This is a genomic window from Enterobacter cloacae complex sp. IR5418, from assembly GCF_049238105.1.
Taxonomy (GTDB): domain Bacteria; phylum Pseudomonadota; class Gammaproteobacteria; order Enterobacterales; family Enterobacteriaceae; genus Enterobacter; species Enterobacter hormaechei.
In genome coordinates, this window is the sequence record NZ_JBMKHS010000001.1 from 197,130 (window position 1) to 220,991 (window position 23,862).

A 23,862-nucleotide genomic window follows, 5' to 3' on the forward strand; every position below is an offset into this window, starting at 1 on the left:
GACAGGCGGGGGTTGAGGAGGAGTTGACGTTAACGCGACGATTACGCGTTCGCTTCCTTAACTTCGCGGATGCGGTCCTGATACTCGCGCAGTTTCTGCGGCGTCATCATTCGACGCTGATCGTCGAGCACCACACCGCCCACTTCGTCGGCGATGTGCTGAGCGGACTGGAGCATCAGCTTAAAGTTTTGCAGTTCGTCACCGTAGGACGGCACCTGCATAAAGATCGTTACGCCCGGCGTGACGAAATCACCGGTCATTTCCGGGTCAAACGTGCCTGGATTGACCATATTGGCCAGGCTGAACAGCGCCGGACCGCTACCGTCAGGGCTGAGGTGGCGATGGAAAATATTCATGTCGCCGAACTTAAAGCCTGCCTGTTGGATGCTGTTAAGCAGCACGTCACCGTTCAGATGGGTGCCATGATGAGCAGCCACGTTCATGATGATCACCGCTTCTTTACGCTGCGGCTTTTCAACAACCGGTTCTGGCTCGGCTACTGGCTCTGGCGCAACGCGCGGAGCGGGCTGTGGCGCAGGCGGTTCAGGTTGCGGCTGCGGTTGTTGTACCGGCTGCGGCTGTTGAACAGGCTGTGGCTGTTGCACTGGCTGCACAGGCTGTTGCACAGGTTGCGGCTGCACAGGCTGTGGCGCCACGGGTTGCTGTTGCACGGGCTGCTGCGGCGGATGACGCACAGGCTCTTCCACTGGCGGCGGCGCTGGCTGGCGCGGCTGGGCAGAGGCATACGGTGGTTGATACTGGTGCTGCGGAGCGCGGGGGGCTTCATGCTCTCCATGCGCTGCGCCGGGCGTAGTATTGACCCGATGAACACGAACTTCACCCACGCCGTCGTCGTCCAGACCGTCGATGTCGTCTTCAACGTCATCGTCGTCACGACTGGACTTCATGCGCTTCAGTGGACGATCGCGAAACATAGAGGAACGCTCTTTACGGCTGGTCCAGAAACCATGTACCAGTAAAGCGATTATGGCGATCGCGCCAACAATGATTAATATCAGACGCAAATCCTGCATCATTATATTCTCTGTTGTTCTAACACCTTGCCACCACGGCAAACATTTACTCACTAAGAGTATTTGCCGTTTACGTCAAGTGCAAGTGTATGCAGAGCATTCACAGCATAAAGATGAACTAAATCGTGCTTTTTGCTGGTTTTTCGAACATTTCCGAACTGGTCATTGGTCCATAACTGGATAATATAGGCGGGCAATTCCACTGGTTGTGTAAAAAGGAGTACAGCCTGGTATGGTTTCAACATCTTCTTCTGCCCCACGTAGCGGGGTCTGGTACTTTTCTCAGGGCTGGAAACTGGTCTCCCTGCCGGGCATTCGACGCTTCGTTATTTTGCCGTTACTGATCAACATTATTCTGATGGGCGGGGCCTTCTGGTGGCTGTTCACCAGACTGGAACGCTGGATCCCTTCCCTGATGAGCTATGTGCCGGACTGGTTACAGTGGCTAGACTACCTGCTCTGGCCGATTGCGGTCATTTCCGTGCTGCTGGTTTTCGGCTATTTCTTTTCGACGATAGCAAACTGGATAGCCGCGCCGTTCAACGGTCTGCTGGCCGAACAGCTGGAAGCGCGACTGACCGGTGCGACGCCACCTGACACAGGCGTACTGGGTATCGTGAAAGATCTCCCCCGCATCATGAAGCGTGAATGGCAGAAGTTCGCCTGGTACCTGCCGCGCGCGATTGTGCTGCTTATCCTTTATTTTGTACCCGGGATCGGCCAGACGGTCGCGCCCGTGCTGTGGTTCCTGTTCAGCGCCTGGATGCTTGCTATCCAGTACTGCGACTATCCGTTCGATAACCACAAAGTGCCGTTTAAAGAGATGCGAACTGCCCTGCGCACTCAGAAGGTTGCCAACATGCAGTTTGGTGCCCTCACCAGCCTGTTCACCATGATCCCTTTCCTGAATTTGTTCATCATGCCCGTTGCCGTTTGCGGCGCGACGGCAATGTGGGTGGACTGCTACCGTGCTAAGCACGCGTTATGGAAGTAATGCAAAAATGTGTAAAACAGGGGTGGCTTATGCCGCCCCTTATTCCATACTGATCCCCATTATTTCCTTGCAGCATATAGATATGCGATTTCCTTACTTCCCCATACTTATTCAACAGGTATGCTGGGTCGGTATCCCAATTTCATACAGTTAAGGACAGGCCATGAGTAAGATTTATGAAGACAACTCGCTGACTATCGGTCATACGCCCCTGGTTCGACTGAACCGTATCGGTAATGGACGCATTCTGGCGAAGGTCGAATCTCGTAACCCAAGCTTCAGCGTTAAATGCCGTATCGGTGCGAATATGATTTGGGATGCTGAAAAGCGTGGCGTGTTGAAACCTGGCGTTGAGCTGGTTGAACCCACCAGCGGCAATACCGGTATCGCTCTGGCCTATGTTGCGGCGGCGCGCGGCTATAAGCTGACGCTGACTATGCCTGAAACCATGAGCATTGAGCGCCGTAAGCTGCTGAAAGCGCTGGGTGCGAATCTGGTTCTGACCGAAGGCGCGAAAGGCATGAAGGGCGCGATTCAGAAAGCCGAAGAAATTGTCGCCAGCGATCCGGCAAAATATCTGCTGCTTCAGCAGTTCAGCAATCCGGCCAACCCGGAAATTCATGAAAAAACTACCGGCCCGGAAATCTGGGAAGATACCGACGGTCAGGTTGATGTGTTTATCTCCGGCGTAGGCACCGGCGGTACGCTGACCGGGGTGTCTCGCTATATTAAAGGCACGAAAGGTAAAAAAGACCTGATTACCGTTGCCGTTGAGCCAACCGACTCACCGGTTATCGCGCAGGCGCTGGCGGGCGAAGAAATCAAGCCAGGCCCACACAAAATTCAGGGTATCGGCGCAGGCTTTATTCCAGGCAACCTGGATCTGAAGCTGATTGATAAAGTGGTCGCCATTACCAATGAAGAAGCCATTTCTACGGCGCGTCGCCTGATGGACGAGGAAGGCATTCTGGCGGGTATCTCTTCCGGTGCGGCGGTTGCGGCAGCCCTCAAACTTCTGGAAGATGAAACCTTTACCAACAAGAACATTGTGGTTATCCTACCGTCTTCGGGTGAGCGTTACTTAAGCACAGCACTGTTTGCCGATCTTTTCACTGAGAAAGAACTGCAACAGTGATGCCAGCATGTTAAAAACGCGTAAAAAAGCACCTTTTCAGGTGCTTTTTTGTGGCCTGCTTCAAACTTTTACCCCTCCTGGCATTGCTTCACCCCGTTTGGTCTGGTATTTAAACCAGCAATTATTTTGATGCGCGAAATTAATCGGTGAACGAAATAGCGCTGCTGAATCGATTTTATGATTTGGTTCAAGTCTTGCTTTCACTGCATAATGTTTAATGACGATTGAAACGTCAGCGCTAACTATACAGGCTAAAGTTAAGTCGCCAGGCTAGACTTTAGTTCCACAACACTAAACCTATAAGTTGGGGAAATACAATGTTCCAGCAAGAAGTTACCATTACCGCTCCGAACGGTCTGCACACCCGCCCTGCTGCTCAGTTTGTTAAAGAAGCGAAAGGCTTCACTTCTGAAATCACTGTGACTTCCAACGGCAAAAGCGCTAGCGCAAAAAGCCTGTTCAAGCTGCAAACTCTGGGCCTGACTCAGGGTACCGTTGTCACCATCTCCGCGGAAGGTGAAGACGAGCAGAAAGCAGTTGAGCATCTGGTTAAGCTGATGGCTGAACTCGAGTAAGTTTACCGGGTTCTTTTCAATATCAGTCACAAGTAAGGTAGGGTTATGATTTCAGGCATTTTAGCATCCCCGGGTATCGCTTTCGGCAAAGCATTGCTGCTGAAAGAAGACGAAATCGTCATTGACCGGAAAAAAATTTCTGCCGACAAGGTTGATCAGGAAGTTGAACGTTTTCTGAGCGGTCGTGCCAAGGCATCTGCGCAACTGGAAGCGATTAAAACTAAAGCTGGCGAAACTTTCGGTGAAGAAAAAGAAGCCATCTTCGAAGGGCACATTATGCTGCTTGAAGATGAGGAGCTGGAGCAGGAAATCATAGCCCTGATTAAAGATAAAGGCATGACGGCTGACGCGGCTGCGCATGAAGTTATCGAAGGTCAGGCATCTGCCCTGGAAGAGCTGGACGATGAATACCTGAAAGAACGTGCGGCTGACGTACGTGACATCGGTAAGCGCCTGCTGCGCAACATCCTGGGTCTGGCCATTATCGATCTGAGCGCGATTCAGGACGAAGTGATCCTGGTTGCCGCTGACCTGACCCCGTCTGAAACCGCACAGCTGAACCTGAACAAGGTGCTGGGTTTCATCACCGACGCAGGTGGCCGTACCTCCCACACCTCCATCATGGCGCGTTCTCTGGAACTGCCTGCTATTGTGGGTACCGGTAGCGTCACCTCTCAGGTGAAAAACGACGACTATCTGATTCTGGATGCCGTAAACAACGTGGTTTACGTCAACCCAACTAACGATGTGATCGAGCAACTGCGTTCCGTTCAGGAGCAGGTTGCTACCGAGAAAGCGGAACTCGCTAAACTGAAAGATCTGCCAGCCATCACGCTGGACGGCCATCAGGTTGAAGTGTGCGCTAACATCGGTACCGTACGTGACGTTGACGGCGCTGAGCGCAACGGTGCGGAAGGTGTAGGTTTGTATCGTACTGAATTCCTGTTCATGGACCGCGACGCCCTGCCAACGGAAGAAGAGCAGTTTGCAGCGTACAAAGCGGTTGCGGAAGCATGCGGCTCGCAGGCCGTTATCGTCCGTACCATGGACATCGGTGGCGACAAAGAGCTGCCGTACATGAACTTCCCGAAAGAAGAGAACCCGTTCCTGGGCTGGCGTGCCGTGCGTATCGCCATGGATCGCAAAGAGATCCTGCGTGACCAGGTTCGCGCTATTCTGCGTGCCTCTGCTTTTGGTAAGCTGCGCATCATGTTCCCGATGATCATCTCTGTTGAAGAAGTGCGTGCGCTGAAGAAAGAGATCGAAATCTACAAACAGGAACTGCGTGACGAAGGTAAAGCCTTTGACGAATCCATTGAGATCGGCGTGATGGTGGAAACACCGGCAGCCGCGACCATTGCGCGTCATTTAGCCAAAGAAGTTGATTTCTTTAGTATCGGTACCAATGATTTAACGCAGTACACCCTGGCAGTTGACCGTGGTAATGATATGATTTCACATCTCTACCAGCCAATGTCACCGTCCGTACTGAATTTGATCAAGCAAGTTATTGATGCTTCTCATGCAGAAGGTAAATGGACTGGCATGTGTGGTGAGCTTGCAGGCGACGAACGTGCTACACTTCTGTTGCTGGGTATGGGTCTGGACGAATTCTCTATGAGCGCCATTTCCATCCCGCGCATTAAGAAGATTATCCGTAACACGAACTTCGAAGATGCGAAGGTGTTAGCAGAGCAGGCTCTTGCTCAACCGACAACGGACGAGTTAATGACGCTGGTTAACAAGTTCATTGAAGAAAAAACAATCTGCTAATCCACGAGATGCGGCCCAATTTACTGCTTAGGAGAAGATCATGGGTTTGTTCGATAAACTGAAATCTCTGGTTTCTGATGACAAGAAAGACTCCGGAACTATTGAGATTGTTGCTCCGCTCTCCGGCGAGATCGTCAACATCGAAGACGTGCCGGATGTAGTGTTTGCTGAGAAAATCGTTGGTGATGGCATTGCTATCAAACCAACTGGCAACAAAATGGTTGCTCCAGTTGACGGCACCATCGGTAAAATTTTTGAAACCAACCATGCGTTCTCTATCGAATCCGATAGCGGTATCGAACTGTTCGTTCACTTCGGTATCGACACCGTTGAACTGAAAGGCGAAGGCTTCAAACGTATCGCAGAAGAAGGCCAGCGTGTTAAAGTTGGCGACCCGGTGATTGAATTCGATCTGCCACTGCTGGAAGAAAAAGCGAAGTCTACCCTGACTCCGGTTGTTATCTCCAACATGGACGAAATCAAAGAACTGATCAAACTGTCTGGCAGCGTCACCGTGGGTGAAACCCCGGTTATCCGCATCAAGAAGTAATTCTTGCCGCACAGAAAAATGGCGCCTTCGGGCGCCATTTTTGTTTATGCAGGCAGGATAAGCTCGTCATAGCCTTTCGACTGCGTATAGATCATAACGTCAGTCACCCGATCTCCCGCCATGCGAATGGCGTCAGCCACGGTTTTCCCGCCGACAATACCGCTGACCAGCTCTGAACAGAAGAGATCGCCCGTTCCTTTCAGATCCGTCTCTACGCGCGGGTGCGCGCTTACGGTAACCCCCTCTTCACTTACCAGCACGACGTGAATATTCTGCGGATCGTCAGCCACTGGCGCGCTGGTGATCGCCACCCATTTCAGCGAGTCGGACAGCAGCCCCTGCGCGGCGGCAATGGCGCTCTCTGGCGTACGGCACGGTTTACCACTCAACACTTCCAGCTCAAACACGTTAGGCGTAATGCCCTGGGCCAGCGGCAACAGATGCTCACGGTAGGCTTCAGGAATATCAGGCTTCACGTACATCCCGCTGTCGATATCCCCGATTACCGGGTCAACCAGCACCAGGAGATCGGGGTGTTGTACTTTGATCGCCTTCAGCCACTGCGCGAGCAGCACGATCTGGCTGGCGCTGCCCATATAGCCGGTAGTGACCGCTTTTAGCTCGCGCAGGATCTCGCGCTCTTCCAGCGCCTTCAGGTAGCCGCTGAACCACTCATCCGGGATCACACCGCCGTAGAAAGTGTCGTAATGCGGCGTATTGCTGAACAGCACCGTCGGCACGGCGGTAACGTTCAGCCGGTGGGTGCGAATATTCGGCACCGCTATACTGTTACCCACGCTGCCGTACACCACCTGCGACTGAACGGCGACAATATCGGTTTGCTGCGCCCGGGTGTTATCCCGGAATAAAATCATCTCCATGACGCTTAGATCCCCGCCCCCTGCGAATAACTCTCTTCACCAAAGACACCGGTAGACAGGTAGCGATCGCCGCGATCGCAAATAATCGCGACGACCACCGCCCCCGGCGTGGACTCGGCCACCCGGATCGCGCCCGCTACGGCACCACCAGAGCTGACGCCGCAGAAGATACCTTCACGCACGGCCAGCTCACGCATGGTATTTTCCGCCTCACGCTGGTGAATATCCAGCACCTGATGCACAAGCTGCGCATTAAAGATGCCCGGCATATACTCCGCAGGCCAGCGACGAATGCCCGGGATGCTGCTCCCCTCCTCCGGCTGGAGGCCCACAATAGTGACCGCTTTTTCCTGCTCGCGCAGAAAACGGGACACACCGGTGATTGTGCCCGTGGTCCCCATGCTGGAGACAAAGTGGGTGATGCGTCCGTCGGTTTGCTGCCAGATTTCCGGGCCGGTGGTAGTGTAGTGCGCGTACGGGTTGTCCGGGTTGTTGAACTGGTCGAGCAGCTTGCCTTCCCCGCGCTCGGCCATCGCTAACGCCAGGTCGCGTGCCCCTTCCATCCCCTGCTCTTTGCTCACCAGAATCAGCTCGGCCCCATACGCGCGCATGGCGGCCCGGCGCTCCTGGCTCATGTTATCCGGCATCAGCAGCTTCATGCGATAGCCTTTCAGGGCGGCAATCATCGCCAGCGCAATGCCGGTATTACCGCTGGTGGCTTCGATCAGCACGTCGCCGGGCTTTATCTCGCCGCGCTTTTCGGCCTGGACAATCATCGACAGTGCCGCCCGGTCTTTTACCGACCCCGCCGGGTTATTGCCTTCAAGTTTGACCCAGATTTCGCTGCCGTTATCACACCCCATGCGCTGAAGTTTGACCAGAGGGGTGTTGCCGATGGTGTGTTCGAGTGTATTCACGATTTTTACTCAATAAAAAAGCCGGGTGGCGCTTAGCTTACCCGGCCTACAAGACGCAGTGATAACTGTAGGCCCGGACAGCGTAGCGCCACCGGGCGATAAACATACTAATAACCTATCAGGCTGATTCCGCCAGAGCAATATCCTCGCACGTCTCGATGCGCTCGTTGCCGTGATAAATGCGCGCGTGTTGCAGACCCACAAACAGGCGTTCGCCCCGGTGCGGCGGCACGTCGTCACGCATAACCACGGTCAGCGGCTCGGTGTACCAGCCCAGGGGCTGTACTACCAATTGGGTGTAGTGACCTTTAGGGCTAGCTTCCAGCACCTGCACCGGAAGCGGTGAATCCAGGCTGGTACGGCGGCTGACATCCACTTCCCACGGACGCAGGAACAGATCGACCGGCCCCTGATGTGCTGAGGTATACCCCAGCGGCCAGCGGTGCGCACCAACGTGGAACTGCCCCCCGCGAATGGTGCCCTGAAGGCGGTTTACTTCCCCCATAAACTCCAGCACAAAGCGGGTCGCCGGTTCACGCCAGAGCTGCTCTGGCTCGTCAACCTGCTCAATGTTGCCCTGACTCATCACCACCACGCGGTCGGCCACTTCCATCGCCTCTTCCTGATCGTGGGTGACGAAAACGCTGGTGAACTGGAGTTCCTCATGCAGCTGACGCAGCCAGCGGCGCAGCTCTTTTCGCACCTGGGCATCCAGCGCGCCGAACGGTTCGTCCAGCAGCAGAATTTGCGGTTCAACGGCTAACGCGCGCGCCAGCGCCACACGCTGCTTCTGCCCGCCGGAAAGCTGTGCCGGGAAGCGGTCCGCCAGATGGGCAAGCTGCACCATCTCCAGCAGTTTGGTCACTTTCGCTTTGATGGTGGCAGCATTCGGACGCTCACGACGCGGCAGCACGGTCAGGCCAAACGCGATGTTGTCGAATACCGTCATGTGGCGGAACAGCGCGTAATGCTGGAATACAAAGCCCACTTTACGGTCGCGGGCATGCAGGCGGCTCACGTCGGTGCCGTGAAAGCGGATATGTCCGCTGGTCTGGTGTTCAAGCCCGGCGATAATACGCAGCAGCGTCGTTTTACCGGAGCCAGACGGCCCCAACAGCGCCACCATTTGTCCGGAAGGGATATCCAGCGAGATATCATTCAGCACCTGGGTGCGACCAAAAGACTTCTTAATATTGGCAATCTCAATGCTCATGATTTCCCTCCTGATGCTGACGTTTTTCCTGATTCTCTAAACGCCACTGCACCACACTCTTCAAAAACAGGGTCAAAATGGCCATCAGCGTCAGCAACGCTGCGGCAGTAAACGAGCCGATGGTGTTGTAGTCCTGCTGTAATAATTCAATCTGTAACGGCAGCGACAGGGTTTCACCCCGAATGGAACCGGAGACGACGGATACGGCACCGAACTCGCCAATCGCACGGGCGTTGGTCAACACCACGCCGTAAAGCAGCGCCCAGCGAATATTCGGCAGCGTGACGCGGCGGAACATCTGCCAGCCGGAAGCGCCGAGCAGCACCGCGGCTTCATCTTCATGGCTGCCCTGGCTGAGCATCACCGGCACCAGTTCGCGTACCACGAACGGACAGGTGACAAAGACCGTCACCAGTACCATTCCCGGCCATGCGAACATAATTTGCAGGTCGTGCTCATCCAGCCAGCCGCCCAGCGGACCGTTGGAGCCGTAGAAGAGCAGATAAACCAGGCCCGCTACCACCGGCGACACCGCAAACGGGATATCCAGCAGGGTCAGCAGCAGCTGACGCCCCGGGAAGTTAAAGCGCGTTACCAGCCAGGCCAGCAATACGCCAAACACCAGATTCACCGGGACGGTGATCAGGGCAATCATCACCGTCAGCCAGATGGCGTGGAGCATGTCCGGATCGGCCAGGTTGTTCAGCGCAGGCATCAGCCCCTCACTGAACGCATGAACAAAGATATAAACCGTTGGTACGACGAGAATTAACGTTGAAACCAGCACGCCGGTACCAATTAAAAACCATTTACCCCAGTTGATGCGGGGTGCGTCATAGCGCTTCAATTGCGTAACTTCCGCCATCAGTGACCTACCACACGTCGACCAAAGCGACTTTGCAGAGTGTTAATCGAGAACAGCAGCAACAGCGACGCGGCAAGGATCACCGAAGCAATCGCGCTCGCGGCCGGATAATCAAACTCCTGCAAACGGACAAAAATCATCAGCGAGGTTACTTCAGTTTTCCACGCGATGTTCCCGGCGATAAAAATAACCGCGCCAAATTCGCCGAGGCTGCGGGTAAAGGAGAGCGCCACTCCCGCCAGCAAGGCCGGAGACAGTTCCGGCAGCACAACCTTACGGAAACTCTGCCAGCGCGTGGCGCCGAGGGTTTCTGCGGCCTCTTCGTATTCCGGGCCTAACTCTTCCAGCACCGGCTGCACGGTACGCACCACAAACGGGATGCTGGTGAAGGCCATCGCCACCGCGATACCGAGCCAGGTATAGGTCACTTTAATATCAAATTTCGCCAGCCATTCGCCGTAAAACCCGTTCACCGAGAACAGCGACGCCAGCGTCAAACCGGCCACCGCAGTAGGCAGCGCAAACGGCAGATCCATCAGCGCGTCGAGCAGCGTACGCCCCGGAAAGCGGTAGCGGGTTAAGATCCACGCCATCAGCAGGCCAAACACGCCGTTAAAAATCGAGGCCACAAACGCCGAAAGCAGCGTCACTTTGTAGGCCGCCACCACCTGTGGGTTGGTGACCACTTCCCAGTACTGGGACCAGCTCATCTCAGCAACCTGCATTACCAGCGCGCTGAGCGGTAACAATAAAATCAGACAGACGAACAGCAGGCTGGTCCCGAGGCTTAAGGTAAAGCCCGGCAGCACGCGTTTTGTCGAGACTGCAAACATTACTTACGCCCCGCCGCCAGCAATTTATCTAACTCACCGCCGCTGGCAAAATGCGTTTTCATCACCTCAGGCCAGGCGCCGAAATGGTCTTCCACGCGGAACAGTTCGGTCTGCGGGAATTTGTCTTTCAACTTGTTCATCACGTGCGGATTGTTGACGCGATAGTAGTAGTCGGTGATCACCGTCTGCGCCTGCGGGCTGTACAGATAGTTGAGGTAGGCTTTTGCCGCTTTCTCCGTGCCGTTGGCTTTAACGTTTTTATCCACCCACGCCACCGGGAACTCGGCCAGAATATTGGTTTTCGGGATAACGACCTCAAAGCCCTGCGCTTCGTACTGCTTGCGAATGTTATTCACTTCAGATTCAAAGCTGATCAGCACGTCGCCCAGCCCGCGTTCGGCGAAGGTGGTGGTAGCACCCCGACCGCCGGTATCAAACACTTCGACGTTTTTCAGAAACTGGGTCATAAACTGTTCGGTTTTCGCTTTATCGTTACCGTCCGCTTTGTCCGCTGCACCCCACGCGGCCAGATAGGTATAACGCGCGTTACCGGAGGTTTTCGGATTCGGGAAGATCAGCTTGACGTCAGAACGCACCAGGTCGTTCCAGTCGTGGATGTTTTTCGGGTTGCCCTTGCGCACCAGGAAGCCCATGGTGGAATAGAACGGCGAGCTGTTGTTCGGCAAGCGGCTTTGCCAGTCCGCCGGGATCAGCTTGCCTTTGTCGTGCAGGATCTGCACGTCAGTCACCTGGTTGTAGGTCACCACATCCGCTTTCAGCCCCTGCAAAATAGCCAGCGCCTGTTTGGATGATCCCGCGTGAGATTGTTTGATGGTCAGCTTGTCGCCGTTGTTCTCTTTCGCCCACTGCTGTTCAAATGCGGGATTAAGGGCAGCAAACAGTTCGCGCGAAACATCATAAGAACTGTTCAGCAACTCGGTTGCCTGCGCCTGTGCCACCAGCAGTAAACCTGCCAGCGCCAGCGATCCTTTTTTCAGTACAGTAACGGCCATTGCGCACCCTTATAAATGTGATGACTATCTTATAGTCATAATATTTATAACGGAGTCTAAAGGAGTAACGGTTTTATATACCGTTTGGTGATTTAGAAGCAGAAAAGGGAATAAGGCATTTTTCCCCTCTCCCCTGTGGGGAGAGGGTCAGGGTGAGGGGCATTACAGCGCCAGCAGGCGCTCAACGGACGGCGCAAAGTAGTAGCCGCCAGTCACCGGCTTAGTGAAGCGCAACATGGCGTCACGCTTGCCGTCGGTATCGCCGAACATGCTCAACAGCTGCTGTTCGATGTTGTAGAGGCGTGCGCAGTAAGCGCAGAAGTACAGGCCGTGCGTACCGCTCGCGGTGCCGTACGGCAGGCTCTGGCGAACAATCTTCAGCCCCTTTCCGTCTTCTTTAAGGTCAACGCGGGTCAGGTGGGAGGTGACCGGACGCGCATCGCCGTCAATCTCTTCATTGGCGTCTTTGGTGCGGCCAATCATCATCTCCTGGTCATGCACGCTCATGCGGTTAAGCTGTTTGAGGTTATGCTCCCAGCGCTGGACGAACACGTAGCTGCCGCCCGCGTCCACGCCATCTTTGATAACAGCCACCTCGCGGCGCGTCTCTTCCCCGGCCGGGTTTTCGGTGCCGTCGACAAAGCCGCTCAAATCGCGCTCTTCCACCCAGCGGAAACCGTGAACTTCTTCCTGCACGTCGAGGCTGTCACCAAAGGCCTCCATCGCGGCCTGAGCGACAGAGAAATTCACGTCGTGGCGCAGGGAGAGGATATGGATCAGGACGTCATACTGGGTGGCTGGCGCAAGACCTTTGCCGTAAGGAATAAAGTCTTTCAGCTCTTCTGCGCCTTCGCCGCCGCTCAGCTGACGCCAGACGGTGTTGCCAAAGGCAACCACCGCGCCCAGATGGGCTTCCGGGAATTTGGCCTGGAAGGTGGCCAGTTTATCAACGAAAACTTTGCTGGCCGCGCGCAGGGCATCCACGTCCCCTTTGACATTGGCTTCAATCCAAATCGCCGCGCGGCAATGTTCTGGCAAAATGCCACTCTGAACCTGAGACATCGCTCCTCCTGAAAAAAAGATGCCACGACAGCGTGGCATTGATGGCGGCTATTATACCTGGATTTCAGCGAGGCGGCTTGCTCAGGCGCAAATTACTGCTTCCAGATAATTTTGCTCACTTTCCACTTTTTCAGGGTGTCGTCAGACGGCATTAACCCTTCCGGACCGTTCCAGGTGCCGCTGAAAACGTAGCTGATGTGCTGACTACCGTCGGCCTTACACTCGACCGCCACGCTGTCATCCGACGGCACACTGGCGCAGTGGCCAAACGCTTTTTGATACAGCTCGCCAAATGGCGTCCCCACTTTCACGCCACCCGAGGTCGGGATCTCTTCATCCATCACCGCAATGCGGTTGACCGTGCCGTTATCGCCGTTAATGACCATCGCTACCTTGTCGTCTTTCAACGCTTCGAAATAGCGCACAATGTTGCCGTTCTCGGTTTTCATGCCGCTGCGCAGGCGATAATCACTGCCGATGGCATCCTGAATGGCGTCCTGATCCAGCGCCGTCGAGGCGGTGATTTTGCCCACGCCCTGCTCGGTCACCTCCGTTGAGGAGCCAAACCAGTTCCACGGATAGGCCGCCGACCAGTTGATGGATGAGAGCGTGGAACAGCCGGTTAACGCCAGCGGGAGAGCGCATAAAAGTAAACGCAGCGATTTCATTGAGACGTCCTTACGTAGTAAATCAACGCTTGTTGGAGTGCGGTATCGGCAAAAAGTGCCGTTTTAATCTGACTCTTGCGTAAAACAGGCGCGTAAACGGGGATTCGTGACCAGCCACAGCAGCGCGACAATATCCGCCACCACCAACGCAATCCCGATACCGGAAAGCGGCTCGCCGTACAGCCAGAGCACGGGCTGCCAGACCAGGAGCACAACCTGCGCCAGGATCAACAGCCAGCGAAGCGCGCGCCAGAATCGCGGGAGAGCCTGCCGCCGACCGCTGCACAGGAACGCCAGAACCGCCGGTACACCGGGCAGCAATCCCAGCCAGAACGCATCGTGATCGGGATAAAAGAGATTCAGTAACGTATCGCCCTGCCCGCGCGACGCGCCAGCCATCACGAACAGCACCCAGGTTCTGGCCTGCAACAGCAGAACGCACCAGAACAAAAAAGGCAGACGCAGACGACCGTGAACATCATAGTCGCCAGGGTGGAATTCAGTACTCTTCATCTTCGATCAGGCGCTTACCCAGCGTCAGTACATCCGCGTGCTCGTAGCCCAGACGTTCATACATACCCAGCACCACGTCGTTATCTTCCCGGACCATAATCTGGATTTTCGGGCAGCCACGGGCGATCAGTTTCTTTTCCAGACGGTTAAGCAGCGCATTTGCAATGCCGCGCGCACGGTATTCTGGGTGCACGCCCAGATAGTAAGCCGACCCGCGGTGGCCGTCGTACCCGCCCATCACCGTCCCGACCACCTCGCCGTTAACCTCTGCGACGAGAAACAGACTGACGTCGTGATTCACTTTCCGCTCAATGTCCATTTCCGGATCGTTCCACGGACGCAGCAGATCGCAGCGCTCCCAAAGGGTGATCACCTCTTCGAAATCTTCCTGGCGAAAAACGCGTATCTCCATGGTATTAACCGCCTTTTCGGGTTCAAAAACAGTGATTATGGCGTGAACGGGGCGTTTAGCCAATAACCGGGGAAAAACTCGCCAAAATTTGGCATAATGTCACTTTGTCACGTATTGAAATGAAAAGTAAAACAATTCTCAATAAGGAATGTCGTCACGCAAAACGCGATACGATATAACACCAGGACCCCAATTTTTACAATTCAGGCCGCATGAGCACATTCAAACCATTAAAAGCACTCACATCGCGTCGTCAGGTTCTCAAAGCGGGGCTGGCGGCCTTAACGTTAACGGGCATCGCACAGCAGGCTCAGGCAAAAGAAGAGAGCACGCTTAAAACCAGTAACGGACACAGCAAGCCGAAAACCAAAAAAGCGGGCGCAAAGCGTCTGGTCATGCTCGATCCGGGCCACGGTGGGATCGACACCGGCGCCATTGGCCGAAACGGTTCGAAAGAAAAACACGTCGTACTGGCAATTGCAAAAAATGTGCGATCGATTTTACGCAGCAACGGTATTGACGCCCGCCTGACGCGCACGGGCGACACGTTTATCCCGCTGTACGATCGCGTGGAGATTGCCCATAAGCACGGCGCCGACCTGTTTATGTCCATTCACGCGGATGGCTTCACAAACCCTTCCGCCGCAGGCGCGTCGGTGTTCGCCCTCTCTAACCGCGGCGCCAGTAGCGCCATGGCGAAATACCTCTCCGATCGCGAAAACCGGGCGGATGAAGTGGCGGGGAAGAAGGCTACGGATAAAGATCATCTGTTGCAGCAGGTGCTGTTCGATCTCGTTCAGACCGATACCATCAAAAACAGCCTGACGCTCGGATCGCATATCCTCAAACGGATCAAGCCCGTGCATCGTCTGCACAGTAAAAGCACCGAACAGGCCGCGTTTGTGGTGCTGAAGTCCCCGTCCATTCCGTCCGTGCTGGTTGAAACCTCGTTCATTACCAACCCGGAAGAAGAGCGTTTGCTCGGCACCACGGCGTTTCGCCAGAAGATCGCAAACGCCATCGCCTCCGGGGTCATCAGTTATTTCAACTGGTTCGATAACCAAAAAGCGCACTCCAGGAAACGTTGATGAAACCGAATGCACAGCTGGTCAAAACGTTCCTGATGCAGCTTCAGGACGCGATTTGCCAGAAACTGGCCGCCGCAGACGGCGGTGAATTCCAGGAAGACGCCTGGCAGCGCGAAGCGGGCGGCGGCGGACGCAGCCGCGTGCTGCGTAACGGCGGCATTTTTGAACAGGCCGGGGTCAACTTCTCCCACGTCCACGGTGATGCAATGCCAGCCTCCGCCACGGCGCATCGCCCTGAGCTGGCAGGCCGCAGCTTCGAGGCGATGGGCGTCTCGCTGGTGGTGCATCCGCATAACCCGTTTGTGCCAACCAGCCATGCCAACGTGCGCTTTTTCATCGCGGAAAAACCGGGCGCCGATCCGGTCTGGTGGTTTGGCGGCGGTTTCGACTTAACGCCCTACTATGGCTTTGAAGAGGACGCCGTACACTGGCACACCACCGCGCGCGATCTCTGTCTGCCGTTTGGTGAAGATGTTTACCCGAAATACAAAAAGTGGTGCGATGACTATTTCTATCTGAAGCACCGCGACGAACAGCGCGGCATTGGCGGGCTGTTCTTTGACGATCTCAACACGCCAGATTTTGATACCGCGTTCAGCTTTATGCGCGCGGTGGGTGAAGGCTTTACCGACGCCTATCTGCCGATTGTCGAACGCCGTAAAAATACCGATTACGGGGTGCGCGAGCGTGAGTTCCAGCTGTACCGCCGCGGGCGCTACGTGGAATTTAACCTGGTGTGGGATCGCGGGACGCTGTTTGGCCTGCAAACCGGCGGACGCACGGAGTCAATTCTGATGTCGATGCCGCCGCTGGTGCGCTGGGAATACAGCTACGAGCCAAAAGAAGGCAGCCCGGAGGCTGCCTTGAAAGAGTTTATTCAGGTTCGGGAGTGGGTGTAACTGCCGGATGGCGCTGCGCTTATCCGGCCTACGAGTCCCGTAGGTCGGGTAAGCGAACGCGCCACCCGACACGCAGCGCTTACAGCGGCTGCGTTTGCGCCTCCACTACCGCCAGCGCAACCATGTTGACGATACGACGCACGGAAGCAATCGGCGTTAACACATGTACCGGTTTTGACACCCCCATCAGCACCGGCCCTACGGTCACCCCTTCAGAACTCGACACGCGCAGCAGGTTATAGCTGATACGCGCCGCTTCCACGTTCGGCATAATCAGCACGTTCGCCGAACCTTTCAGCGGGCTGTCCGGCATACGTTCATTACGAATGCTCTCCACCAGCGCGGCGTCGCCGTGCATCTCGCCGTCAATCATCAGCTCCGGCGCGCGCTCACGCACCAGCTCCAGCGTCTGGCGCATTTTGCACGCCGCCGCGGATTTGGATGAGCCAAAGTTAGAGTGCGACAGCAGCGCCACTTTCGGCTCGATACCAAAGCGGCGCACGGTTTCCGCCGCCATCACGGTGATTTCCGCCAGCTCCTCCGGAGAAGGATCGTCGTTGACGTAGGTATCGGCGATAAAGGTGTTACCGCTCGGCAGCAGCAGCGCGTTCATCGCCCCGGCAGTGTGGACGCCCTCGCGATAGCCGAAGATCTCCTGCACCACGCTGAAGTGCTCATGGTACTCACCGATGGTGCCGCAGATCAGCGCATCCGCCTCACCGCGGTGAACCATGATCGCGCCGATGACCGTGGTGTTGCTGATCACCGCCCGCTGCGCCTGCTCCTGCGTGATCCCGCGACGCTTCATGATCGAATAGTATTCGTTCCAGTACTCTTTGAAGCGCGGATCGGATTCGTTATTGACGATCTCAAAGTCGACGCCCGGCTTAATTTGCAGGCCCAGCTTCTGGATACGCATCTCGATTACGCTTGGACGACCAATCAGGATCGGTTTCGCCAGCCCTAAGGTGATCAGCTCCTGCGTGGCATGCAGCACGCGCGCCTCTTCCCCTTCCGCCAGCACCACGCGCTTCGCGTCGGCGCGCGCCTGGGAGAAGATCGGCTTCATAAACAGGTTGGTTTTGTAGACAAACTCGGTGAGTTTATCGACATAGGCATCGAAATCGTCAATCGGGCGCGTCGCCACGCCGGAATCCATCGCCGCTTTTGCCACCGCAGGCGCGATCTTCACGATCAGACGCGGGTCGAACGGTTTAGGGATGATGTAATCCGGACCAAAGCTCAGATCCTGATCGCCATAGGCGGAGGCCACCACTTCGCTCTGCTCGGCATGCGCCAGCTCGGCAATAGCATGAACGGCGGCGAGCTTCATCTCTTCGTTGATTGCCGTGGCGCCAACGTCCAGCGCACCGCGGAAGATAAACGGGAAGCAGAGCACGTTGTTCACCTGGTTCGGGTAGTCGGAACGACCCGTACAGATGATTGCATCTTCACGCACCGCTTTCGCCAGCGGCGGCAGAATTTCCGGCTCCGGGTTCGCCAGGGCCAGGATCATTGGCGCGCGCGCCATCTTCTGCACCATCTCCTGGGTCAGCACTTTCGGGCCTGAACAGCCGAGGAAAATGTCCGCGCCGTCAATCACGTCCTCAAGCGTGCGTTTGCCGTCGTCTTCCACCGCATAGGCCGCTTTGGTTTCCGCCATGTTCGGCTCGCGGTCTTTGTAGATCACACCCTTGGAGTCGCAGACCACAATGTTGTGTTTCTGCATCCCCAGCGCCACCAGCAGGTTCATACAGGCGATGGCCGCTGCCCCTGCGCCGGAGACCACCATGCGCACGTCGGAGAGGCTTTTCTCCACCACACGCAGGCCGTTCAGAATGGCGGCGGTGCTGATGATCGCCGTGCCGTGCTGGTCGTCATGGAACACGGGAATGTTCATACGCTCGCGCAGCTTCTGCTCGATATAGAAACATTCCGGCGCTTTGATGTCTTCCAGGTTGATGCCGCCAAAGGTCGGCTCCAGCGCCGCCACCACGTTGATAAATTTATCCGGATCCAGTTCGTCCACTTCGATATCGAAAACGTCGATACCGGCAAATTTCTTAAACAGAACGCCCTTTCCTTCCATTACCGGCTTACCGGCCAGCGCGCCAATGTTCCCTAACCCCAGCACCGCCGTACCGTTAGAGATAACGGCCACCAGGTTGCCGCGCGCGGTATATTTGTACGCTGCCAGCGGATCTTTTTCGATTTCAAGGCACGGAGCGGCTACGCCTGGCGAGTAGGCCAGCGCCAGATCGCGTTGGGTCGCCAGCGGTTTGGTCGGGGATACCTGGATTTTACCCGGAACAGGAAACTCGTGAAAATCGAGAGCGCCCTGTTTTAACTGATCATCCATCTTGTTATTCCTTTCACGTTTCGGTCAAAAAGGGTGATGTTGACGTTCCTATGCACACCCTGGTGTGCCGCATAGTATCGCCGCAGGCAGGCTCCTAAACTTTGAAGGCTGCCAAACTCTCACCATTGCAGAATAAAAATTGTTATCAATTTATAACAACCATGTTACCCGTCTCAGGGAGCAATGCCTCCCCCGTCTGCTATGCTTTTTTGTTAAGTCCATCATGATTTTCTCAGAAGTGTGACCTAACGCACTCGACTAACTCTTTTATTTCCAAGGAGTAATTATGAACCAGCTAGACGGCATCAAACAATTTACCACCGTGGTTGCAGACAGCGGCGACATCGAGTCGATTCGTCACTACCAGCCGGAAGACGCGACCACCAACCCCTCGCTGCTGCTGAAGGCGGCCGGTCTTGCGCACTTTAGTCATCTGATTGATGACGCCCTGGCCTATGGCAAACAGCGCGGGAAAACGCAGGAGCAGCAGGTCGCCGAGGCCAGCGACAAGCTGGCGGTCAATATCGGTGCGGAAATTCTTAAAAGCATACCGGGACGCGTCTCCACCGAAGTGGATGCCCGCCTCTCATTCGACCAGGAAAAGAGCATTAACAAGGCTCGCCGCCTGGTGGAACTCTACCAGGAGCAAGGGATCGATAAATCACGCATTCTGATTAAGCTCGCGTCCACCTGGGAAGGCATCCGCGCGGCGGAAGTGCTGGAGAAAGAGGGGATCCACTGCAACCTGACGCTGCTGTTCTCCTTTGCTCAGGCCCGTGCCTGCGCCGAAGCGGGCGTATTCCTGATTTCACCGTTTGTCGGGCGTATCTACGACTGGTATCAGGCGAAACAGCCGATGGATCCGTATGTGGTGGACGAAGATCCCGGCGTGAAATCAGTGCGTAATATTTACGATTATTACAAGCAGCACCGCTACGAGACCATTGTGATGGGGGCCAGCTTCCGCCGCACCGAGCAGATCCTGGCGCTCGCGGGCTGCGACCGTCTGACCATCTCTCCTGACCTGCTGAAAAAGCTTCAGGAGAGTGAAGATACGGTGATCCGCAAGCTGGTGCCGACCTCCACCGTCCTGCCAAAACCGAAAGCCATGACCGAAGCGGAATTCCGCTGGGAGCACAATCAGGACCCCATGGCCGTGGAAAAACTGGCGGACGGCATCCGTCAGTTCGCCGTCGACCAGCGCAAACTCGAAGATCTTCTCGCCGCTAAACTTTAACCTTGCCACGGAGTGAACTATGTCCCGTAAAGAGCTCGCCAACGCCATTCGCGCCCTTAGCATGGATGCCGTACAAAAAGCCAATTCCGGCCACCCTGGCGCCCCCATGGGTATGGCTGATATTGCCGAGGTGCTGTGGAACGACTTCCTGAAGCACAACCCAACCGATCCGACCTGGTACGACCGCGACCGTTTTATTCTTTCCAACGGGCACGCCTCGATGCTGCTCTACAGCCTGCTGCACCTTTCCGGTTACGACCTGCCGCTTGAGGAGTTAAAAAACTTCCGCCAGCTGCACTCAAAAACGCCGGGCCACCCGGAGATCGGCTACACCCCGGGCGTTGAAACCACCACCGGCCCGCTGGGTCAGGGGCTGGCGAATGCCGTCGGTCTGGCGATTGCCGAGCGTACGCTGGCCGCGCAGTTCAACCAGCCCGACCACGAGATTGTCGATCACTACACCTATGTCTTTATGGGTGACGGCTGTCTGATGGAGGGGATCTCCCACGAGGTTTGTTCTCTGGCGGGCACGCTGGGTCTGGGTAAGCTGATTGGCTTCTACGATCACAACGGCATCTCCATTGACGGGGAAACCGAGGGCTGGTTTACCGACGACACGGCGAAACGCTTTGAAGCCTATCACTGGCACGTGGTGCACGAGATCGACGGTCACGATCCTGAGGCGGTGAAAAAAGCGATTCAGGAAGCGCAGAGCGTGAAGGACAAACCGTCCCTGATCATCTGCCGCACCACCATCGGCTTCGGCTCGCCGAACAAAGCGGGCAAAGAAGAGGCGCACGGCGCGGCGCTGGGTGAAGAGGAAGTGGCGCTGACCCGCCAGAAACTGGGCTGGAAACACCCGGCCTTTGAGATCCCAAAGGAGATCTACAAGGCCTGGGATGCCCGTGAAACAGGTGAAAAAGCGCAGCAGGCCTGGAACGAGAAGTTTGCCGCCTACAAAAAAGCGTACCCGGAGCTGGCCGCCGAATTTACCCGCCGCATGAGCGGCGGCCTGCCGGAAGACTGGGAAGAGAAAACCCAGGCGCTGATTGAAAACCTGCAATCCAACCCGGCGAAAATCGCCACCCGTAAGGCGTCACAAAATACCCTGAACGCGATTGGCCCTGTCCTGCCCGAACTGCTGGGCGGCTCGGCGGATCTGGCGCCAAGTAACCTCACCATCTGGTCCGGCTCTAAATCCCTGAAGGAGGACATTGCCGGGAACTACATCCACTATGGCGTGCGCGAGTTCGGGATGACCGCCATTGCTAACGGCATCGCCCACCACGGCGGCTTCGTGCCGTACACCGCCACCTTCCTGATGTTTGTCGAGTATGCCCGTAACGCGGCGCGTATGGCGGCCCTGATGAAAGCGCGGCAGATCATGGTGTACACCCACGACTCCATCGGGCTGGGTGAAGATGGCCCGACGCACCAGGCGGTAGAGCAGCTGGCGAGCCTGCGCTTAACGCCTAACTTCAGCACCTGGCGTCCGTGCGATCAGGTTGAAGCGGCAGTGGGCTGGAAGCTGGCCGTAGAGCGTCATAATGGCCCCACGGCGCTGATCCTGTCGCGCCAGAATCTGGCGCAGATCGAGCGCACGCCGGAGCAGGTGAAAAATATCGCCCGCGGCGGGTACATCCTGAAAGACAGCGGCGGCAAGCCGGACGTGATCCTCATTGCCACGGGTTCCGAGGTGGAAATCACGGTGAAAGCGGCGGAGAAATTGACCGCCGAGGGTCACGCGGTGCGCGTGGTTTCCCTGCCTTCAACGGATATCTTTGATGCGCAGGATGAGACGTACCGCGAATCGGTGCTGCCTTCAAACGTCGCGGCGCGCGTGGCGGTTGAGGCAGGCATCGCTGACTACTGGTACAAATACGTCGGGCTGAAAGGGGCGATTGTCGGCATGAAGGGTTACGGTGAATCCGCTCCGGCCGACAAGCTGTTCCCGTATTTCGGCTTTACCGTTGAGAACGTGGTGGAGAAGGCGCTGAGCGTGCTGTAGTGCGGTCTTCGTGCCCGGTGGCGGCTTCGCCTTACCGGGCCTACGGTTTGAGGTGTTGTAAGCCGCCACCCGGCAAAACTAGCGTGTGATCCACAGCGTGGGCCAGGCATCTGGCCCATTCCAGTTATCGCAGCTTGGCTCTTCCGCGTAGCGCACCAGGCGGAAGCGCTGGCCGTTAAAACGCCAGCGGGTCTGGATGCCGCAGTCGCCAATCCCGCGTCCCAGCGCCAGCGTGGTCAGCTCGCGCGTTTTTTCATCGAAGCTGGCATTCATCAGCTCCATGTCGCTACTCTGGCTGGAAGGGGTAAACGGCAGGCGCAATCTCACGCTCCTGGCCGCAAACGGTTTTTTACGCGACACCAGCCACGCTAGGTCGACGGTGTTGTACGCCCCCGCCTCACAGCTGATGATCATCAGCGCTTTGTCATCGGTCAACGCGGTCACGCGCACCTCACGCCGGTTCGGATCGAGCGAGCACTGGCTGTGGTTCATGCGCCAGGTACCGTAATCCAGCAGATCGTTGAGTTCGTTATGCGTCAGCGGCGTTGGCGTCGGGTTCACCACCGCCACCTTTTTTAATGCTGGCGCAGGCGGCACGCTCAGCGGTGGACTATCCCCTTTTTTGATCCATGCCGTTTCACTTCCGACGCGTTTTTGCTGGGCGTCGATAAACAGCAGTGCGGCTTTCAGACCGGCCAGGGAGATCGTCTGCTTCCCCCCGCGCAGGGTCAGCGCCTGCCCTTCCTGAATGGTTTTCAGAAACGTAGTGATGGTGCCCGTATCGTCTGTCTTAAGGTGCCAGGGGGTTAACTGCCAGTGTTGCGACGTGAGTTTAAGCGGCGCATTGTCGAGCAGCAGGCGCGGGGCGATATCAGGCTCTTTCACCGGAGGCGCTGAAAGCCCACCGAGATCGATACGCAGGCTGGCGTCCGTTTTTGCCCCCGCACTACGGCTCAGCGTCATGACCAGCCCGCGATGTTCGCCGGTATTCCGCGCTACGCAGAAATTCTGGTTGTTGCAGGTCACCTGCCAGTCTGAAAAAGACTGCTGCGCAGGCGCAGCCCACACCAAAGGCGCGGGAAGCACGCAAATGAAGAAGAGAAGAAAAACGCAGTAGCGCATGAATGGCACAGCCCCGGAAACGAATAGGTCAATCTGGGGCGTATCTTCGTGCCCTGGGCGGGCTGGCTCAATCGGATTTATCGGATAGATTTATCTGAAATACAACTTATCACGCTACCGCCGCAGCGTTCATCAGGCCGCTGGTTTGCAGATATTGCAACAGGATCACCGCTTTACCGTCGCGGATCTCGCCGCGTTTCACCATGTCGACAGCCTGGGCGAAAGGCATCTCCAGCACTTCGATGTCTTCATCATCCACGCCGCCGCCCCGATGCGTGCGCTGGGCATCGGTGTATTCCGCAACGAAGAAGTGGACCAGCTCGGTGACGCCGCCAGGGGACATAAACAGCTCAAAGACTTTCTGCACCGCCCCCACTTCAAAGCCCGTCTCCTCAATGGCCTCTTTGCGAATACACACTTCCGGTTCATCGTCATCAAGCAGACCGGCACAGGATTCAATCAGACGCCCGTCCGCGTTGCCATTGACCCATGTTGCGATCCGAAACTGGCGGATCAGCACCACGCTTTGCTTTTCACGGTTATAGAGCAGAATCGTTGCGCCATTGCCCCGGTCGTAGACTTCGCGTTTGTGGCGAATGACATCCCCGTTCTTACGGGTCAGATCGTAAGTGATGTTACGCAGGACAAAGTAATTTTCAGAAAGGATTTTGTCTTTAATAACGGTAATGTTCAGGGACATACGGGCTCCAC

At 56.2% G+C, this 23,862-nt stretch carries 23 protein-coding genes; 9 read left to right on the forward strand and 14 right to left on the reverse strand.

The features are described from left to right. Positions 1-41: 41 nt before the first annotated feature. Positions 42-1,037, reverse strand: coding sequence for a cell division protein ZipA (zipA, locus tag ACOTX7_RS00920; protein ID WP_221813377.1), 996 nt, complete (start codon positions 1,035-1,037; stop codon positions 42-44). Positions 1,038-1,266: 229 nt separating this feature from the next. Between zipA and cysZ the strand changes: the two genes are divergently transcribed. From cysZ to crr, 5 genes are all read left to right on the forward strand, one after another. Then, a complete protein-coding gene (cysZ, locus tag ACOTX7_RS00925) occupies positions 1,267-2,028 on the forward strand; it encodes a sulfate transporter CysZ (RefSeq protein ID WP_045896679.1) in 762 nt (253 codons plus the stop codon). Positions 2,029-2,191: 163 nt separating this feature from the next. Beyond that, the gene (gene cysK, locus ACOTX7_RS00930) at positions 2,192-3,163 is read left to right on the forward strand and encodes a cysteine synthase A (protein WP_006811453.1); all 972 of its coding nucleotides are present in this window, start codon (positions 2,192-2,194) and stop codon (positions 3,161-3,163) included. 317 nt (positions 3,164-3,480) lie between these two features. Further along, the gene (ptsH, locus tag ACOTX7_RS00935) at positions 3,481-3,738 is read left to right on the forward strand and encodes a phosphocarrier protein Hpr (RefSeq protein ID WP_000487600.1); all 258 of its coding nucleotides are present in this window, start codon (positions 3,481-3,483) and stop codon (positions 3,736-3,738) included. Positions 3,739-3,783: 45 nt separating this feature from the next. After that, positions 3,784-5,511, forward strand: a complete 1,728-nt coding sequence (gene ptsI, locus ACOTX7_RS00940; protein ID WP_006811455.1) for a phosphoenolpyruvate-protein phosphotransferase PtsI — start codon at positions 3,784-3,786, stop codon at positions 5,509-5,511. Positions 5,512-5,551: 40 nt separating this feature from the next. Then, positions 5,552-6,061 (forward strand): PTS glucose transporter subunit IIA, encoded by a 510-nt coding sequence (crr, locus tag ACOTX7_RS00945; protein ID WP_003861316.1) that lies wholly within the window; start codon positions 5,552-5,554, stop codon positions 6,059-6,061. Between the two features lie 44 nt (positions 6,062-6,105). On the opposite strand, the gene pdxK is transcribed toward crr, so the two are convergent. The 10 genes from pdxK to ACOTX7_RS00995 all read right to left on the reverse strand — a co-directional run bounded on the left by pdxK (position 6,106) and on the right by ACOTX7_RS00995 (position 14,438). Then, positions 6,106-6,942 carry a pyridoxine/pyridoxal/pyridoxamine kinase gene (gene pdxK, locus ACOTX7_RS00950; protein ID WP_006811456.1) on the reverse strand — a complete coding sequence of 279 codons (837 nt, stop codon included), beginning with the start codon at positions 6,940-6,942 and terminating at the stop codon, positions 6,106-6,108. Between the two features lie 5 nt (positions 6,943-6,947). Continuing rightward, complete coding sequence (gene cysM / locus ACOTX7_RS00955; protein ID WP_221256300.1) at positions 6,948-7,859, reverse strand: cysteine synthase CysM; 912 nt, start codon at positions 7,857-7,859, stop codon at positions 6,948-6,950. A gap of 118 nt (positions 7,860-7,977) precedes the next feature. Next, positions 7,978-9,072, reverse strand: coding sequence for a sulfate/thiosulfate ABC transporter ATP-binding protein CysA (gene cysA, locus ACOTX7_RS00960; protein WP_221256301.1), 1,095 nt, complete (start codon positions 9,070-9,072; stop codon positions 7,978-7,980). After that, the gene (gene cysW, locus ACOTX7_RS00965; protein WP_006811459.1) at positions 9,062-9,937 is read right to left on the reverse strand and encodes a sulfate/thiosulfate ABC transporter permease CysW; all 876 of its coding nucleotides are present in this window, start codon (positions 9,935-9,937) and stop codon (positions 9,062-9,064) included. The genes cysA and cysW overlap by 11 nt, the downstream gene beginning before the upstream one ends. Beyond that, entirely contained in the window at positions 9,937-10,770 is an 834-nt protein-coding gene (gene cysT / locus ACOTX7_RS00970) for a sulfate/thiosulfate ABC transporter permease CysT (protein ID WP_006811460.1), read from the reverse strand. The genes cysW and cysT overlap by 1 nt, the downstream gene beginning before the upstream one ends. After that, entirely contained in the window at positions 10,770-11,783 is a 1,014-nt protein-coding gene (locus tag ACOTX7_RS00975) for a sulfate ABC transporter substrate-binding protein (RefSeq protein ID WP_221813375.1), read from the reverse strand. The genes cysT and ACOTX7_RS00975 overlap by 1 nt, the downstream gene beginning before the upstream one ends. Positions 11,784-11,945: 162 nt before the next feature. Next, the gene (locus tag ACOTX7_RS00980) at positions 11,946-12,845 is read right to left on the reverse strand and encodes a Dyp-type peroxidase (RefSeq protein ID WP_006811462.1); all 900 of its coding nucleotides are present in this window, start codon (positions 12,843-12,845) and stop codon (positions 11,946-11,948) included. A gap of 92 nt (positions 12,846-12,937) precedes the next feature. Further along, entirely contained in the window at positions 12,938-13,513 is a 576-nt protein-coding gene (locus ACOTX7_RS00985; protein WP_221256303.1) for an RpoE-regulated lipoprotein, read from the reverse strand. A gap of 63 nt (positions 13,514-13,576) precedes the next feature. After that, on the reverse strand, positions 13,577-14,026 hold the full coding sequence (locus ACOTX7_RS00990) for a DUF2919 domain-containing protein (RefSeq protein ID WP_006811464.1): 450 nt from the start codon (positions 14,024-14,026) through the stop codon (positions 13,577-13,579). Then, complete coding sequence (locus ACOTX7_RS00995) at positions 14,013-14,438, reverse strand: GNAT family acetyltransferase (protein ID WP_003861292.1); 426 nt, start codon at positions 14,436-14,438, stop codon at positions 14,013-14,015. The genes ACOTX7_RS00990 and ACOTX7_RS00995 overlap by 14 nt, the downstream gene beginning before the upstream one ends. Positions 14,439-14,650: 212 nt before the next feature. On the opposite strand from ACOTX7_RS00995, the gene amiA reads away from it, so the two are divergent. Then, positions 14,651-15,526 (forward strand): N-acetylmuramoyl-L-alanine amidase AmiA, encoded by an 876-nt coding sequence (gene amiA, locus ACOTX7_RS01000; RefSeq protein WP_006811465.1) that lies wholly within the window; start codon positions 14,651-14,653, stop codon positions 15,524-15,526. Beyond that, positions 15,526-16,425, forward strand: coding sequence for an oxygen-dependent coproporphyrinogen oxidase (gene hemF, locus ACOTX7_RS01005; RefSeq protein WP_205923509.1), 900 nt, complete (start codon positions 15,526-15,528; stop codon positions 16,423-16,425). The genes amiA and hemF overlap by 1 nt, the downstream gene beginning before the upstream one ends. A 79-nt stretch (positions 16,426-16,504) precedes the next feature. Here hemF and maeB read toward each other — a convergent pair whose 3' ends face one another. Next, positions 16,505-18,784 (reverse strand): NADP-dependent malic enzyme, encoded by a 2,280-nt coding sequence (gene maeB / locus ACOTX7_RS01010; RefSeq protein ID WP_221256304.1) that lies wholly within the window; start codon positions 18,782-18,784, stop codon positions 16,505-16,507. A 286-nt stretch (positions 18,785-19,070) separates the two neighbouring features. On the opposite strand from maeB, the gene tal reads away from it, so the two are divergent. Continuing rightward, positions 19,071-20,021: a transaldolase gene (tal, locus tag ACOTX7_RS01015; RefSeq protein WP_221256305.1), complete on the forward strand. Its 951-nt coding sequence runs from the start codon at positions 19,071-19,073 to the stop codon at positions 20,019-20,021. A gap of 19 nt (positions 20,022-20,040) precedes the next feature. Next, complete coding sequence (gene tkt, locus ACOTX7_RS01020; RefSeq protein WP_221256306.1) at positions 20,041-22,029, forward strand: transketolase; 1,989 nt, start codon at positions 20,041-20,043, stop codon at positions 22,027-22,029. A gap of 78 nt (positions 22,030-22,107) precedes the next feature. Here tkt and ACOTX7_RS01025 read toward each other — a convergent pair whose 3' ends face one another. After that, complete coding sequence (locus tag ACOTX7_RS01025; RefSeq protein WP_006811470.1) at positions 22,108-23,151, reverse strand: DUF1176 domain-containing protein; 1,044 nt, start codon at positions 23,149-23,151, stop codon at positions 22,108-22,110. 109 nt (positions 23,152-23,260) lie between these two features. Then, positions 23,261-23,851, reverse strand: a complete 591-nt coding sequence (gene nudK / locus ACOTX7_RS01030; protein WP_205923506.1) for a GDP-mannose pyrophosphatase NudK — start codon at positions 23,849-23,851, stop codon at positions 23,261-23,263. Positions 23,852-23,862 lie beyond the last annotated feature (11 nt).